Source organism: Stenotrophomonas sp. STK17_22 (genome assembly GCF_051983905.1).
GTDB lineage: Bacteria > Pseudomonadota > Gammaproteobacteria > Xanthomonadales > Xanthomonadaceae > Stenotrophomonas > Stenotrophomonas maltophilia_A.
The window spans coordinates 1,163,473-1,176,949 of sequence record NZ_CP197010.1; the positions used below are offsets into that span (position 1 = coordinate 1,163,473).

Consider the following 13,477-nt stretch of genomic DNA (forward strand, 5'->3'; position numbering starts at 1 on the left):
GCGCTGGATGGCGACGCGGAGGTATGGGCATGAAATTTAAGTTCCGGTTTTTCATGGTTATTGTTTTTATTTTCTATGGGGCTGGTTGCAGGTATCAAGAAGGTGGGGGCGCACCGTCTGGAAAGACCGGTGGGGTCGAGGGCAGCTCCGCTTGCCGAGTCAGCTTCCGGGCGCTGGCTTCGACCCCCCGTCTATTCGATGGGAAATCGATACGCGTGGAGGGCTATCTCGGAGTTAGTCGGGGGCTCTTTGTATTGAACTCCAGCAAGGAGCTGTTCGAAGCTGGAGTGACTGAGGAGACCCAAGTTCGCATCAAGGGCCCAATAGATCTCCAGCGTGACGTGTTTAATCGGTATGCCTATTCGTGGGTATCAGTGACTGGAGAGTTCAGGCTTAGGAAGACGGACGGGTCGACGGATGATCTTCTTCTCGGCGAAATGCATGCCCCGCTTGACGTTCAGTCGTTGAGGGTCCCAGGTCCGATTCCAAGAGCGACTTTCGGAGACGTGTCCGTTGATCTCGAAGATCTGAAGTGAGTTTCAAGTATCAATCGCGGCTCCCATGAAGCGGTTCGTGATAACAGGGATTCTTCTGCTGGTGTCCGAGGCGGGTGCCGACAGGTCACTACATACCTCTGCAGATGATGTTTAAGGTCGACGTGCAGTGGGGCAGCATGCGCAACCACGGGAAGGACAACGCCACGGCTTCCATTGCGAACTGATCGATCACGTCGATAGACTTTGGGGGAATTTCCTCTTGGTTGATGAATATGAGGTTTCGCATTGAGCGCTATCGATGAAAAGAATCTCGTTTTAGCCTGTCTGCGGAGACTGTTGGAATCCGAGCCTGCTTCCGTGGAACAGGCGTCTGGCTGGTACCAGAGGGCGGAATTTATCAAGGACGTGCTTCGGTCAATTTCGTATGAAATCGGGGTTCCTCACGTGATATGGCACTATCTTGATGACGCCGATATCCGTATTCGCGATCCCCGCTATGCCGAAGCACAGGTGTTGGCCGTTAGGCAGAGTATTGATGAGTGGGCTTGAGTGCAGTCAGAGAAGCCATGAGCAATAAATGTTGCTTGCCAGACTTCATTGCGGCATCCCTCTCGGATGCTACCCCTCCGGATCTCCCTCTTCTCCGGGAAGACTGGGCGGGGATGGCGTTTGATCGCAACCTGTATGAGGATTTTGCTCCGAATGATGTTTGGGTGGCGTGGCTGAAAGTACTTTCGGAGAACTTTGCAGATATCGCGATGTGCGCGGTTCGATGTTCAGAGTGCTTCGACGGGGGAAGCCCCGTGGAAATTGAGCGAGGTCTGGATGGCCTGCGCTCCTACTGGCTCGAAGATGGGAACTTCATGCGTGATCATTATTTGTATTCGCATGATGGTCGCTGGGTTGTAAAGCTGGATCAGGACGTGACGTTGTTTGCGGGAGATGTCACTTTCCTTGCGAATGTTGTCGCGCGACTTGGTGGTGTAGAGCATGTCCAGAAGATGATGCGACGGGACCTGCTTGGCACAGCTGAGGACGTAGTTGGCCTCGGTGGGTACGTCAAGGGTCTTCTTGCGCCATTGAGCGCATCGACTCCATAGCTGATTGCTGCGTAGAAGATTGGGTGTGCAGGTGCTATGTGCTGGAGTAGCCTCAAAAGGAGGAGCTGAGTGCCAGGGTTTGTTGAAAGCTTCCCCATTTGGGCTTCCATCATTCTAGGTGCCATGTGGATAAACGCATTTGCGGCTCACAGGATGTTGCTTAAAATCGAGCGTGAACGGCCGGAAGTACTCGCTGCAGTCGGAATCATCAAGGTTGATTGGTGGCTTAGGTGCTTGCGCGGTATTGCAGTGCTTGCCCTTACTTCCAAAGGGCAGACGCTCCATCAGGGGGAACGGTGGGTGTTGAGGGGCGTCGTGGTGATGTACGTCTTCCTGATTGCCTCCGGGGTATCCATGCTTGTCGGCATGTAGGGGGCGGCGCCTCAAGGCCGTTGATGGTGGATGGATCGGCATTACGGTGAGATTGCCCGTTCCTGGCATCACTCGGTGTTTCCCGGTCACGCCTCTGCTTGCTTGCGTCCAGCGCGCAATAAAAAAACGCCGCAGTTTCCTGCGGCGTTCTCATACTTCCCCGATTCTTGCGAATCCTCAGCCCAGCAGCTTGCGCACCTTGGTCAGCGCGGTCATGAAGCGCTCGATCTCGGCGTGCGTGTTGTAGAACGCCAGCGAGGCACGGCAGGTGGCGGCGACGCCGAAGTACTGCAGCAGCGGATGCGCGCAGTGCTGGCCAGAGCGCACGGCCACGCCTTCCAGATCCAGAAGGGTGGCCAGATCGTGGGCATGCGCGCCGTCGATCAGGAACGAGACCACCGCGGCCTTCTCCGGCGCTTCGCCGATGATGCGCAGGCCGTCAACGCGGCGCAGCTCTTCGGTGAAGTGCGCCAGCAGTTCGGCTTCGCGTGCTTCCACGTTCTCCTGGCCAAGCTGCTGCAAGTAGTCGGCAGCCACGCCCAGGCCGATGAAACCGGCGATGTTCGGGGTGCCGGCTTCGAACTTGTGCGGGGCATCGTTGAACACGGTGCCGTCGAAGCTGACTTCCTTGATCATCTCGCCGCCGCCGAGGAACGGCGGCATCGCGTCCAAGTGCTCGCGACGGGCCCACAGCGCACCGGTGCCGGTCGGGCCGCACATCTTGTGGCCGGTAATGGCGTAGAAATCGCAGCCGATCGCGGCGACATCGACCTTGCGGTGCGGTACCGCCTGCGAGCCATCGACCACGGTGATGATGCCGCGCTTGCGCGCTTCGCGGCAGATCTCGCGCACCGGGTTGACCGTGCCCAGCACGTTCGAGACGTGGGTGACCGCCAGCAGCTTGACCTCCGGGGTCATTGCCGCGCGCAGCGCATCCAGATCGAGTGCGCCGTCAGGCGTGATCTCGGCCACGCGGATGCTGGCGCCGGTACGCTGCGCGACCAGCTGCCACGGCACGATGTTGGCGTGGTGCTCCATGCGCGTGATCAGGATCACGTCACCGGCCTTCAGCCGTGGCAGCGCCCACGAGTAGGCCACCAGGTTGATGGCGAAGGTGGTGCCACTGCACAGCACCAGGTCGCTGGGGCGCACGTTGAGGAAGCGCGCCAGCTTGTTGCGTGCGCCTTCGTAGGCATCGGTGGCTTCGCTGCCCAGTGCATGCACCGCGCGGCTGACGTTGGCGTTGTAGCGGCGGTAGAACTCGTCCACCGCGCCGATCACCTGCACTGGCTTCTGGCCGGTGTTGGCGTTGTCGAAATAGACCAGCGGCTTGCCGTGCACTTCACGCATCAGCAGCGGGAAGTCGAGGCGGACGCGGTCCCAGTCGGGGGCGCCGGTGCGTTCTTCGATCGGGCGCGGCGTGGACAGGTTCATGCCACACCCGCCTCGGCGAGGGCCTTGTCCAGGCGACGTGCCAGCTGCGCACGCAGTGCGTCGGGCAGGATCTTCAGCGGCTCGTGGCAGAACGCGGCGCTCAGCAGTGCCTGCGCCTGTGCCTGCGGCAGGCCGCGCGAGCGCAGGTAGAACAGCGCATTGGCATCGAGCTGGCCGACGGTCGCGCCGTGCGCGGCCTTCACTTCATCGGCGTCGATCACCAGTGTCGGCTGGGTGTCGATCTCGGCATCGGCCGACAGCAGCAGGTTCTTGTTGGACAGGTTCGCGTCGGTGCCATCGGCGCCTTCGCGGATCTGGATGCCACCATGGAACACCACGCGGCTGCGGTTGGCGGCGACGCCGCGCCACAGCAGTTCGCAGGCGGTATCGCGTGCGATGTGGTCGATGCCCAGGCGGGTTTCGACGTGGCGGCGGCCATTGCCAAGCAGCACGCCGTTGGCGGTCAGCTGGGCATTGTCGCCTTCCAGGCGCACGTTCAGTTCATGGCGGCTGAGCGCGGCGCCCAGTTCCAGGTCGACGCGGTGGTACTGCGCGTCGCGGGCCAGCACCGCGTCGGTGCGCAGGAAGCTGGTCTGGCGCCCGCTGCCGGCCTGCACGCGGGCGTGCTTGAGCACGGCATCACGGGCGACGTGGGCATGCAGCACGGTGTTGTCCAGGTGGGCGGAGTCACCCACGCTGAAGCGATGCTCGACCACGCCCAGGCTGGCGCCGGCACGCAGTTCGATCAGGTGACGGTGGTGCCAGGCCAGGTCGGTGTCGCCGGCGACGCTGGCGAATACCAGCTGCAGCGGCGTTTCGACCTGCACGCCTTCATCCACGCGCAACACCACGCCTTCATCGGCCAGCGCGGCATTCAGGCGGGCGAAGATCTCCTCGCTGCGTTCGTAGCGGCGGCCAAGGAAACGCACGGCGTCTTCGCCGGAGGCCAGTGCGGCCGACAGCGGCTGCAGCTGCACGCCGGACGGCAGGGCCTGCACGTCGCTCAGCGCGGCATCCAGGCGACCATTGACGAACACCAGGCGCGGCGCCGGGATGTCGTCCAGCAGCGTGGCGTCCAGCGCCGGGCCCTGCAGCGGTGCCGCAGCGAACGCACGGCGTTCCAGCTGGCGCAGCGAGGTGTACTTCCAGGCTTCGTTGCGGGCGGCCGGCAGGCCGTCGCGCAGGGCCGCATCCAGCACTTCGCGGCGCGCATCGCTGCCGCAGAAGGCCTGGGCCATCGAATCAAGCAGGGCGCTCATCAGACCGCCGCCTCGGGCACGACCCGGTCCTTCAGGAAATCATAGCCGTGCGCTTCCAGTTCCAGTGCCAGCTCCGGGCCGCCACTCTTGACGATGCGGCCATCGGCCAGCACGTGCACCACGTCCGGCTTGATGTAGTCCAGCAGGCGCTGGTAGTGGGTGATGACCAGGAACGAACGGTCGGCGGCGCGCAGTGCGTTGACACCATCGGCCACGCTCTTCAGCGCGTCGATGTCCAGGCCCGAGTCGGTCTCGTCCAGGATCGCCAGCTTCGGTTCCAGCACGGCCAGCTGGAAGATCTCGTTGCGCTTCTTCTCGCCACCGGAGAAGCCTTCGTTGACGCCACGGTGCAGCAGTTCGTCCTTCAGGTGCAGCACGGCCAGCTTCTGGCGCACCAGCTTGAGGAACTGCATGGAATCGAGTTCTTCCTCACCGCGCGCCTTGCGCTGGGCGTTCAGTGCCGCGCGCAGGAAGTAGGTGTTGTTCACGCCCGGGATTTCCACCGGGTACTGGAACGCCAGGAACAGGCCGGCAGCGGCGCGCGCTTCCGGGTCCTGCTCCAGCAGGTCGACGCCGTCGAACTGCACGCTGCCTTCGGTCACTTCGTAGCCGTCGCGGCCGGCCAGGACATTGCCCAGGGTGGACTTGCCGGCGCCGTTCGGGCCCATGATGGCGTGCACCTGGCCGGGCTGGACGTCCAGCGACAGGCCCTTGAGGATTTCCTTGTCGCCGATGCGGGCGTGGAGGTTTTCGATCTTCAGCATGGTGGGGGTTTCCGTGGGGCGGGCCGCGGCCCGCCGGTAAAGAGAATGCGTTTGCGAGGGGCAGGGGCGGGCGGTCAGCCCACCGAACCTTCCAGCGAGACTTCCAGCAGCTTCTTGGCTTCCACCGCGAACTCCATCGGCAGTTCGCGGAACACCTGCTTGCAGAAGCCGTCGACGATCATCGACACCGCGTCTTCCTGGCTGATGCCACGGGCGCGGCAGTAGAACAGCTGGTCGTCGGAAATCTTCGAGGTGGTGGCCTCGTGCTCGACGGTGGCGCCCGGGTTCTTCACCTCGATGTAGGGGAAGGTGTGCGCGCCGCACTGCTTGCCGATCAGCAGCGAATCACACTGGGTGTAGTTGCGCGCGCCATCGGCATTGCGGTCCACACGCACCAGGCCGCGGTAGGTGTTCTGGCCGCGGCCGGCGCTGATGCCCTTGCTGACGATCTTGCTCTTGGTGCGCTTGCCGACGTGGATCATCTTGGTGCCGGTGTCGGCCTGCTGGCGGTGATGGGTCAGCGCCACGGAGTGGAACTCACCGACCGAGTCGTCGCCCAGCAGCACGCAGGACGGGTACTTCCAGGTGATCGCCGAGCCGGTCTCGACCTGGGTCCAGGTGACCTTGCTGCGCGCACCACGGCATTCGGCACGCTTGGTGACGAAGTTGTAGATGCCGCCGACGCCGTTCTCGTCGCCCGGGTACCAGTTCTGCACGGTGGAGTACTTGATCTCCGCGTCTTCCAGCGCGACCAGCTCGACCACCGCAGCGTGCAGCTGGTTCTCGTCGCGCATCGGCGCGGTGCAGCCTTCCAGGTAGGACACGTAGGCCTTGTCCTCGCACACGATCAGGGTGCGCTCGAACTGGCCGGTGTGGCCGGCATTGATGCGGAAGTAGGTGCTCAGTTCCATCGGGCAGCGAACGCCTTTGGGAATGAACACGAAGCTGCCATCGGAGAACACCGCCGAGTTGAGCGCGGCGAAGTAGTTGTCGCCCACCGGCACCACGGTGCCCAGGTACTGGCGGACCAGTTCCGGGTGTTCCTTGATGGCCTCGGACATCGAGCAGAAGATGATGCCCTTCTCGGCCAGTTCCTTGCGGAACGTGGTGCCGACGGACACCGAGTCGAACACCGCGTCCACCGCCACGCCGGCCAGCTTGGCACGCTCGTGCAGCGGCACGCCCAGCTTGTCGTAGGTGTCCAGAAGTTCCTTCGGCACGTCATCCAGCGAGGCGTACTTCGGGCCCTTCGGCGCGGAGTAGTAGCTGAGCGCCTGCAGGTCGATCGGCGCGATCTCCAGCTTGGCCCAGTCCGGCATCGGCATGGTCAGGAAGTGGCGGTAGGCGTCCAGGCGCCACTGCGTCATCCACTCCGGCTCTTCCTTCTTGGCCGACAGGGCGCGGATGGTGTCCTCGTCCAGGCCCGGCGGCAGGGAGTCCGATTCGATCTCGGTGATGAAGCCGGCCGAATACTTGCGGCCGAGCTGCTCGTGGATCTCGCGGTTGGGGGTGTCGTCGTGGGCGACGTTTTCGATGGTTTCGGTGGCCATGGGGGGCTGCCTACGGATCAGGAGACGACGTCGACAGCGATGGTGCGGCGCTGTTCGTCATCGGCAAGGGGGAGAGGGGGCAGGATCTGCGCAAGGGTGACATCGCGCAGGGCCTCGGAAACCACGTCGTTGATCAGCCGCCAGCTGCTGCGCGCGCCGCACTTGGGCGCCATGCCGCACTGGTGGTGGTCGTGGCTGCATTCGGTCAGGGCCAGTGGCCCTTCCATCGCTTCGACCACTTCGAACAGCGAGATCTCGATGGCCGGGCGGGTCAGGCGGTAGCCGCCACGCACGCCGCGCAGGCCTTCAACCAGGCCGGCCTGGGCCAGCGGCTTGAGCACCTTGCTGACGGTGGGCGGCTCCAGACCGGTGAATTCGGCCAGCTCGGTGGCACTGAGCACCTCGCCCGGACGGGCGGCGAGCACGGTCAGCACGACGGTGGCGTAATCGGTGAGTTTGGTGACGCGCAACATGGGGATGCGAGTGGTTCTTAAAGCGGACTGAAATTGTACGCTTTTATTCGCCGCCATCCAACCCGGGCATTCAGCCGGCGCTGGGGCCGGGTCGGGAGGACACACCGGGGCCGTTGCCAGGGCGCAATGCTGCGCCAACGGGGTGATTTTCGCAATCACCCGGAATGCGCGAGAATCCCTGTTCCATTCGCTGCAAACAGCCCGTGCCGATGCCGAAGAAGATCCAAGCCCGCAAGTCCGCCATCCATGGCAACGGCGTGTTCGCCGTGGCCCCGATCAAGCAGGGCGAGCGCGTGATCCAGTACAAGGGCCTGCTGCGCAGCCACGGCGACGTTGATGCCGATGACAGCGGCGACGTCGAAAGTGGTCATACCTTCCTGTTCACCCTCAACGACGACTGGGTGATCGATGCCAACTACAAGGGCAATGACGCGCGCTGGATCAACCACAGCTGCGACCCGAACTGCGAGGCGGTGATCGAGGAAGACGAGGACGGCGACAGCCGCGGCGACAAGGTGTTCATCGAGGCGCTGCGTGACATCAAGGCCGGCGAAGAGTTGACCTACAACTACGGCATCACCCTGGCTGAGCGCCACACCGCCAAGCTGAAGAAGATCTGGGAGTGCCGCTGCGGCTCGCCCAAGTGCACCGGCACCATGCTGCAGCCCAAGCGCTGACCCGCAGCGGGTAGTGCCGGCCGCTGGCCGGCACACATGTGAAAAGCGTGCCGGCCAGCGGCCGGCACTACCTTACTTACCCAGCACGCCTGCCGGCACCAGGTTGCCCAGGTTCTGGTTGAAGGTGACCACCAGCTTGCCGTTCTTCACCTGCGCCGACTGCACCTGCAGCGCGCCGAGCAGGCCGGCCACGGCCGGGTCCAGCTTGTAGATCGGTTCGCGCTGGGCGTAGTCGCTCAGCCAGGCATTGAGCAGGCCGCGGGTGCGCGAATCGAGGCGACCGCCCTGGTTGGCCGGGGTGAAGTCATCCACGCTGGGCTGCTGCAGGTGGAAGCCCTGGGTCTGCGCGTCGTAGCGCAGTCCACTGCTGAGCTTCACCGTGCCCAGCTTGGCCGGGTTGCCACCGGCGGTGGCCAGTGCCACATCCATGCCCAGGTTCAACCGTTCGCCGGCCGGAAGGCTCAGCTGTGGATGGCTCATGGTCAGCGCGATCAGGCCGCCGAGGGCGTCCTGGGTGCGTGGGAAGCTGCCATCGAGGTACTGCTGCACGTCACTGGCGCCGACCGACAGTTCGCGGCCGGAGATGGAAGGGGCGGCCTGGGCGCCGATCGCAGCGGCGATCAGCACGGTGGACGCCGCGAGGCGGGTCATCAGGGAACGCAGGCGCATGGCGGTGACCGGTGGATATGAATGGACGAATCAAAGAGTAGCCGCGCCGGCTGAATCGCGCGTGCATGCCGCTGCAACGGTTCAGTCCAGCGTTGGCCGCAGTTGCGCCGACTGGATCTGCCAGGCGCGGCCATCGGCACGGGGTTGCACCCGGTACCAGCCACCGAAGCGGAAGGTGCCCTCAGGGGTCACTGCGCGGATCTGTACCGGAACCTCCAGCAGCTGCGGCGGCTGGTGACCGTCGCGCGCGATCGGTAGTTCGCTGGTCAGGCGCAGGCTGCGCACGTCCGTGAGCTGGCGCAATGCGGCATCGTCGGCGCGTCGTGCATCGCTGGGCGGGAAGGTCCACGCGGCGTCGACGGCCTTGCGATCGCGATTGAGCAGGGCCATTACATAGGCATTGAGCATTCCCGCCGGCAGCTCGGCCTCGGCCGCGACGGCGGCAAACAGGGGCTCGACATCGATGGCCTGCACGGCCGGTGCATCGCCTTCTGCGGCGGTCTGTGACTTCGTGCGGGCAGCCGCCTCGGCCGTGGCCGACGGTGTGGCATCCGCTGGATCGGATTGCGATGTCGGCCGGGAACAGGCCAGCAGCACCAGCGGTGCGAGCAGTATCAGGAACCTGCGCATGTCTGCCTCCTCCCCGAGGCGAACGGAAGGAGGCAGTGTATCGGCTGTGCCGCGATCAGCGGGAGGAGGGCAGCTGTTCCAGTGCATCCAGCGCTGGCAGCACCTGCGTGGCGATGGCGGCCAGGGCATGCCCTTCGGTGTCGGCGTGGCGCTGCACGATGTCGCGCAGCAGCTGGGTGGCGATCACCAGGGTCGCGCGCTCGTCACCGCTGATACCAGCGGTACGCGGTGCTGCTTCCAGCAGGCGCATCAGGTCGCGGCTTGCGCGATGTTCCAGTTCGATGGTGCAGCGCCCGGTGCACTGCAACCCGTCCTTTTCGATGGGGGTCACCGAGATCCGGTAGCGGGTGGAGGGGCTGGCCATGAGGGTGTGCTCGCCGTAGCTGTGGAGGATGTGCCCACCTTAGGCAAGGCCGTGCCCGGCGGCGATGGCCGGGGCTGCACGCAGTGTTCCACCCGGTACGTTCCGGGGCCGCAACGGACCACGCCCAGCCAATGGCGACGGGCCTGTACGCGCATTCCCGGGGATGCGGCAACGCTGTGTTGCGGGCTGTGGTTGGGAAAAAAAAACGGGACGGCCAGAGCCGTCCCGTCGGAATCCGCGTTGGGGCGCGCGCTTACAGCGCGGCGTCCTTCAGCTTCTTCAGCGGACGCACCTTCAGCTTGGTGGTGGCCGGCTTGGCAGCGAACCACTGCTCTTCCTTGGTGAACGGGTTGATGCCCTTGCGCTTCGGCTTGGCTGGCACATTGACGGTGGTGATCTTCAGCAGGCCCGGCAGGGTGAAGGAGCCAGCGCCCTTCTTGTGCACCGAGGAGGCGACGGCGCTTTCAAGCGAGGCCAGCACAGCGCGGACGTCCTTGGCGATGACGCCGGAGGCTTCAGCGATGTGTGCAACCAGGCCGGACTTGGTCAGCACTTCCTTGATCGGCTTCGGAGCGGCCGGCTTGGCGGCTGCCTTCGTCGCGACTTTCTTCACTGCCTTCTTCGGGGCAGCCTTCTTAGCGGTCTTTGCCATGGTTTCCTGTTCCGTGAACGGTTGGTTGTTTGGTCGGCGCCGAACCCCGTCGGCAAGCGCAATGTAGGGCAACTCTCGGGCGCCGCCAATAGCCCGAAGCGCGGAAAGTGCATGTTTTTTCATATCCAGGCCGATTCAGTACATGGCCGGCAGTGGGGGAAGGGGGTGTGGCAGCGCGCGCGATGGCCCGCGCCCGCCCGTCGGAGGAATGCGCGAAACCACTGAAAACAAGGGAAAAATGCGCGCCGGTCTGGCGAAGAAGTGACCAGTTGTCCGGTTTCCGGCGGACCTGTAGCGTGCGGCGGAGCGACGCAGGGCTAACGCCTCCCGTGCGAGGGTGACCGTTCATCACCGTCACGCAGGAGCAGAACATGGGAATCTCGCGACACGCCACCGCGCACTGGGAAGGCGATCTGAAGTCGGGCAAGGGGCAGCTGAGCACGCCGCAGAGTGGGCTGCTGGACAAGACCCGCTACGGCTTCAACAGCCGCTTCGGCGACGAAAAGGGCACCAATCCGGAAGAACTGATCGCTGCCGCGCACGCCGGCTGTTTCACCATGGCGCTGTCGGCCAAGCTCGGCGAGGCCGGCTTTACCCCGACCTCGCTGGATACCGAGGCCAAGGTTGATCTGTCGCTGGAAGGCGGCCCGCAGCTGTCGCAGATCCGGCTGAAGGTGAAGGCGGTGGTGCCGGGCATCGACGCGACGCAGTTCCGTGCGATTGCCGATGACGCCAAGCAGAACTGCCCGGTATCCAAGGCGCTGAGCGCAGTGCCGATCAGCCTGGAAGCCGAGCTGGGCTGAGCCGGCGTATCTGTAGAGCCGAGCCCATGCTCGGCTCCTCTGGCTGCCATGATCTGGCCGGAGAGCAGCCGAGCATGGGCTCGGCTCTTGTGTCTTGGATCGTGCCCTGATCAGGCACAATCCCCCGGTGACCCGGGAGGCTCCGATGACGCTGCCTCGGCTCTTAAGCCTTCGAGCTTGCAAAGTAGATTCAGCGCGTCGGCGGCCTGACACCGCCATGGAACTTGAACGGTATCTTAGGCCCGCCATCGGGTGAGAGCCTGTACTCACAAGGGCAAGTCTGGCGGCTTCCGATCACGATCGTAAGTTCAAGCTGGAGCGAAATCATGCAATTTATCGGCATCGACGCAGCCAAGGCGACTTTTGACATCGCCCTGCCTCTATCTCACGGCAAGTATCGAACCAAGGCCAAACTCCCCAATACGCCAAAGGGTTTTGATGAGCTTCTGGCTTGGCGCGCCAAGCATGCGCCGAACGCGGCGGTAGGTATGGAGGCTACAGGCATCTATCACGAGGCCTTGGCTCAAGCACTGGTGGAGGCGGGGGTCGTGGTTCATGTGGCCAATCCCGCCCGAGTAAAGGCGTTTGGGCAGGCGGAGGGGATGCGGACCAAGACTGACCGCAGCGACGCCAAGCTGATTGCCCGGTTTTTTGAGGCACAACGCTCGGAAAAGCTGCATCCCTACGTTCCGCCGACGCCCTCGGAGGTGAAGCTGCGCGCCTTGGTACGGCGTCGAGATGATCTCCAGGAAATGCTGCAGATGGAGCACAACCGCCTGGACGTTGCCGATATCTCGGTCCAGCAAGGGATCAAGGATGTGATCCGGACGTTGGAAGAGCAGATCAAGCAGGTCCAGAAGGCGATTGAGGACCATATCGATAACGATCCGGACCTGCGCCGGCGTCATCAACTGCTTACCAGCATCCCCGGTGTAGGCAACACCAGCAGTGCCCAGCTGTTGGCCATTCTGGGGGATCTAAGCAAATACAGCGACGTGCGCCAGGTGGTTGCCCACGCGGGCCTGAATCCGGCCCAGCGTCAATCAGGAAACTACGAAGGCAAATGCCGGATATCACGCGTCGGCGACGCCAATTTCCGCAAAAAGCTGTACATGCCGGCGCTGACCGGGAAGACCCACAACCCCACACTGAAGTCCTTTGCAGACCGGCTCAGCGCGAAAGGCAAGCCCTTCAAGGTCGTCATGTGTGCAGTGATGCGCAAGCTCATCCATCTGATTTGGGGCGTACTGAGAAGTGACCGACCCTTTGAGCCTGACGTCGCCCTTGCCTAGGCGAGGGCGACACGGTATCTACAGCATCCCTTTACCAATCGATGGTGCCGGTGATGACCGTCTGCACCTGGCCACCGGACCAGACTTCCCCGTCTTCATCGACGAAAAGGGTCAGGCGCGCGTCGTGGCCGACTTCGCGGCCCTGGCTGACTTCGAACGGTGCGCGACCACGGGGCAGCGCATCGCGCAGGTCCAGCCATGCGGCCAGCACCGCATTGGCAGCACCGGAGGCGGCGTCCTCGAAGCGGCGTCCATTGCCGACGAAGGCACGTACCGCCAGATCGAAGCCCTCACCGCCATCGCTGAAGGCATAGGCAAACACGCCCATGCTGTCGGTGGACTCGGCCAGTGCGGCCACCGCATCCCAGTCCGGCTGCAATGCGCGCAATGCGGCCTCATCGGCCACCTGCGCCACCCACCAGCTGCGTCCGCCCTGCATGCGCGCCGGCGGCAGCGTGCCCAGCGGCCAGTCCTTCAGTGCGGCCTGCAGGCGTGGATCGGTCGCCTCGGCAGTCTCGGCCAGCTGCGCGCGCGGCGTGCGGATGGCGATGCGCTGCTGCACACCCTCACCGCTGACGCGTAGCGGCAGGGCACCGGCAATGCCGTCCTGCACCAGCACACCATCGACCGCTACGGCCAGGCCGGCCTGCAGCACCGCATGCGCGGTGCCGACGCTGGGGTGGCCGGCAAACGGAACTTCCTTCTGCGGGCTGAACATGCGCAGCCGGTAACTGGCACCGGCGACCTGCGGCGGGAACACGAAGGTGGTCTCGGGCAGGCGCGTCCAGCGCGCGATGGCCTGCATGCTGGCGTCGTCCAGGCCCTCGGCATCGAGCACCACGGCCAGCGGATTGCCGGCGCCGGCGCGCGGGGAAAACACATCCAGCTGCAGGAAACGGCGGGTGGACATCAGGCGGCACTCCAGTAAACAGGCCGCATAG

16 protein-coding genes are annotated in these 13,477 nt (G+C 64.1%); 6 read left to right on the forward strand and 10 right to left on the reverse strand.

Annotated elements, in window-relative coordinates:
* Nucleotides 1–29 precede the first annotated feature (29 nt).
* The 3 genes from ACSYS9_RS05265 to ACSYS9_RS05275 all read left to right on the forward strand — a co-directional run bounded on the left by ACSYS9_RS05265 (nt 30) and on the right by ACSYS9_RS05275 (nt 1,597).
* Nucleotides 30–536 (forward strand): hypothetical protein, encoded by a 507-nt coding sequence (locus tag ACSYS9_RS05265; protein ID WP_143048184.1) that lies wholly within the window; start codon nt 30–32, stop codon nt 534–536.
* A 246-nt stretch (nt 537–782) separates the two neighbouring features.
* Entirely contained in the window at nt 783–1,046 is a 264-nt protein-coding gene (locus tag ACSYS9_RS05270; RefSeq protein WP_049462176.1) for a hypothetical protein, read from the forward strand.
* Nucleotides 1,047–1,063: 17 nt separating this feature from the next.
* Nucleotides 1,064–1,597 (forward strand): hypothetical protein, encoded by a 534-nt coding sequence (locus ACSYS9_RS05275; protein WP_239509104.1) that lies wholly within the window; start codon nt 1,064–1,066, stop codon nt 1,595–1,597.
* Nucleotides 1,598–2,146: 549 nt separating this feature from the next.
* Here the strand turns inward: ACSYS9_RS05275 and ACSYS9_RS05280 are convergent.
* The 5 genes from ACSYS9_RS05280 to ACSYS9_RS05300 form a co-directional block, all read right to left on the reverse strand.
* Entirely contained in the window at nt 2,147–3,403 is a 1,257-nt protein-coding gene (locus tag ACSYS9_RS05280) for a cysteine desulfurase (protein WP_071228084.1), read from the reverse strand.
* Nucleotides 3,400–4,662, reverse strand: coding sequence for a Fe-S cluster assembly protein SufD (gene sufD, locus ACSYS9_RS05285; protein ID WP_071228085.1), 1,263 nt, complete (start codon nt 4,660–4,662; stop codon nt 3,400–3,402). Before sufD ends, ACSYS9_RS05280 begins: the two co-directional genes overlap by 4 nt.
* Nucleotides 4,662–5,426 (reverse strand): Fe-S cluster assembly ATPase SufC, encoded by a 765-nt coding sequence (gene sufC, locus ACSYS9_RS05290; RefSeq protein WP_019337095.1) that lies wholly within the window; start codon nt 5,424–5,426, stop codon nt 4,662–4,664. Before sufC ends, sufD begins: the two co-directional genes overlap by 1 nt.
* A gap of 74 nt (nt 5,427–5,500) precedes the next feature.
* Nucleotides 5,501–6,976, reverse strand: coding sequence for a Fe-S cluster assembly protein SufB (gene sufB / locus ACSYS9_RS05295; RefSeq protein WP_043396952.1), 1,476 nt, complete (start codon nt 6,974–6,976; stop codon nt 5,501–5,503).
* A 17-nt stretch (nt 6,977–6,993) separates the two neighbouring features.
* Nucleotides 6,994–7,449 carry an SUF system Fe-S cluster assembly regulator gene (locus ACSYS9_RS05300; RefSeq protein ID WP_005408436.1) on the reverse strand — a complete coding sequence of 152 codons (456 nt, stop codon included), beginning with the start codon at nt 7,447–7,449 and terminating at the stop codon, nt 6,994–6,996.
* A 209-nt stretch (nt 7,450–7,658) separates the two neighbouring features.
* On the opposite strand from ACSYS9_RS05300, the gene ACSYS9_RS05305 reads away from it, so the two are divergent.
* Entirely contained in the window at nt 7,659–8,126 is a 468-nt protein-coding gene (locus tag ACSYS9_RS05305; RefSeq protein ID WP_012479369.1) for an SET domain-containing protein, read from the forward strand.
* A gap of 72 nt (nt 8,127–8,198) precedes the next feature.
* On the opposite strand, the gene ACSYS9_RS05310 is transcribed toward ACSYS9_RS05305, so the two are convergent.
* From ACSYS9_RS05310 to ACSYS9_RS05325, 4 genes are all read right to left on the reverse strand, one after another.
* Nucleotides 8,199–8,795, reverse strand: a complete 597-nt coding sequence (locus ACSYS9_RS05310; protein ID WP_012510326.1) for a DUF1439 domain-containing protein — start codon at nt 8,793–8,795, stop codon at nt 8,199–8,201.
* Between the two features lie 81 nt (nt 8,796–8,876).
* Complete coding sequence (locus ACSYS9_RS05315; protein ID WP_071228086.1) at nt 8,877–9,425, reverse strand: hypothetical protein; 549 nt, start codon at nt 9,423–9,425, stop codon at nt 8,877–8,879.
* A 55-nt stretch (nt 9,426–9,480) separates the two neighbouring features.
* On the reverse strand, nt 9,481–9,789 hold the full coding sequence (locus tag ACSYS9_RS05320) for a DUF3861 family protein (protein WP_032129232.1): 309 nt from the start codon (nt 9,787–9,789) through the stop codon (nt 9,481–9,483).
* 253 nt (nt 9,790–10,042) lie between these two features.
* Nucleotides 10,043–10,441: an HU family DNA-binding protein gene (locus tag ACSYS9_RS05325; protein ID WP_010483539.1), complete on the reverse strand. Its 399-nt coding sequence runs from the start codon at nt 10,439–10,441 to the stop codon at nt 10,043–10,045.
* Between the two features lie 371 nt (nt 10,442–10,812).
* On the opposite strand from ACSYS9_RS05325, the gene ACSYS9_RS05330 reads away from it, so the two are divergent.
* Nucleotides 10,813–11,244, forward strand: coding sequence for an OsmC family protein (locus ACSYS9_RS05330; RefSeq protein WP_005408443.1), 432 nt, complete (start codon nt 10,813–10,815; stop codon nt 11,242–11,244).
* A 326-nt stretch (nt 11,245–11,570) separates the two neighbouring features.
* Nucleotides 11,571–12,536, forward strand: a complete 966-nt coding sequence (locus tag ACSYS9_RS05335; protein ID WP_440568522.1) for an IS110-like element ISStma4 family transposase — start codon at nt 11,571–11,573, stop codon at nt 12,534–12,536.
* Between the two features lie 31 nt (nt 12,537–12,567).
* Here the strand turns inward: ACSYS9_RS05335 and ACSYS9_RS05340 are convergent, their stop codons facing one another.
* Nucleotides 12,568–13,446: a PhzF family phenazine biosynthesis protein gene (locus ACSYS9_RS05340; RefSeq protein ID WP_071227639.1), complete on the reverse strand. Its 879-nt coding sequence runs from the start codon at nt 13,444–13,446 to the stop codon at nt 12,568–12,570.
* Between the last annotated feature and the right edge of the window lie 31 nt (nt 13,447–13,477).

Excerpts from the sequence above, each read along its gene's own strand:
- ACSYS9_RS05340 (WP_071227639.1), bottom strand. The coding sequence starts at position 13,446 with ATGTCCACCCGCCGTTTCCTGCAGCTGGATGTGTTTTCCCCGCGCGCC.
- sufB (WP_043396952.1), bottom strand. The coding sequence starts at position 6,976 with ATGGCCACCGAAACCATCGAAAACGTCGCCCACGACGACACCCCCAAC.
- sufC (WP_019337095.1), bottom strand. The coding sequence starts at position 5,426 with ATGCTGAAGATCGAAAACCTCCACGCCCGCATCGGCGACAAGGAAATC.
- ACSYS9_RS05310 (WP_012510326.1), bottom strand. The coding sequence starts at position 8,795 with ATGCGCCTGCGTTCCCTGATGACCCGCCTCGCGGCGTCCACCGTGCTG.
- ACSYS9_RS05315 (WP_071228086.1), bottom strand. The coding sequence starts at position 9,425 with ATGCGCAGGTTCCTGATACTGCTCGCACCGCTGGTGCTGCTGGCCTGT.
- ACSYS9_RS05325 (WP_010483539.1), bottom strand. The coding sequence starts at position 10,441 with ATGGCAAAGACCGCTAAGAAGGCTGCCCCGAAGAAGGCAGTGAAGAAA.
- ACSYS9_RS05265 (WP_143048184.1), top strand. The coding sequence starts at position 30 with ATGAAATTTAAGTTCCGGTTTTTCATGGTTATTGTTTTTATTTTCTAT.
- ACSYS9_RS05300 (WP_005408436.1), bottom strand. The coding sequence starts at position 7,449 with ATGTTGCGCGTCACCAAACTCACCGATTACGCCACCGTCGTGCTGACC.
- ACSYS9_RS05305 (WP_012479369.1), top strand. The coding sequence starts at position 7,659 with ATGCCGAAGAAGATCCAAGCCCGCAAGTCCGCCATCCATGGCAACGGC.
- ACSYS9_RS05330 (WP_005408443.1), top strand. The coding sequence starts at position 10,813 with ATGGGAATCTCGCGACACGCCACCGCGCACTGGGAAGGCGATCTGAAG.
- ACSYS9_RS05275 (WP_239509104.1), top strand. The coding sequence starts at position 1,064 with ATGAGCAATAAATGTTGCTTGCCAGACTTCATTGCGGCATCCCTCTCG.
- sufD (WP_071228085.1), bottom strand. The coding sequence starts at position 4,662 with ATGAGCGCCCTGCTTGATTCGATGGCCCAGGCCTTCTGCGGCAGCGAT.
- ACSYS9_RS05335 (WP_440568522.1), top strand. The coding sequence starts at position 11,571 with ATGCAATTTATCGGCATCGACGCAGCCAAGGCGACTTTTGACATCGCC.
- ACSYS9_RS05280 (WP_071228084.1), bottom strand. The coding sequence starts at position 3,403 with ATGAACCTGTCCACGCCGCGCCCGATCGAAGAACGCACCGGCGCCCCC.
- ACSYS9_RS05320 (WP_032129232.1), bottom strand. The coding sequence starts at position 9,789 with ATGGCCAGCCCCTCCACCCGCTACCGGATCTCGGTGACCCCCATCGAA.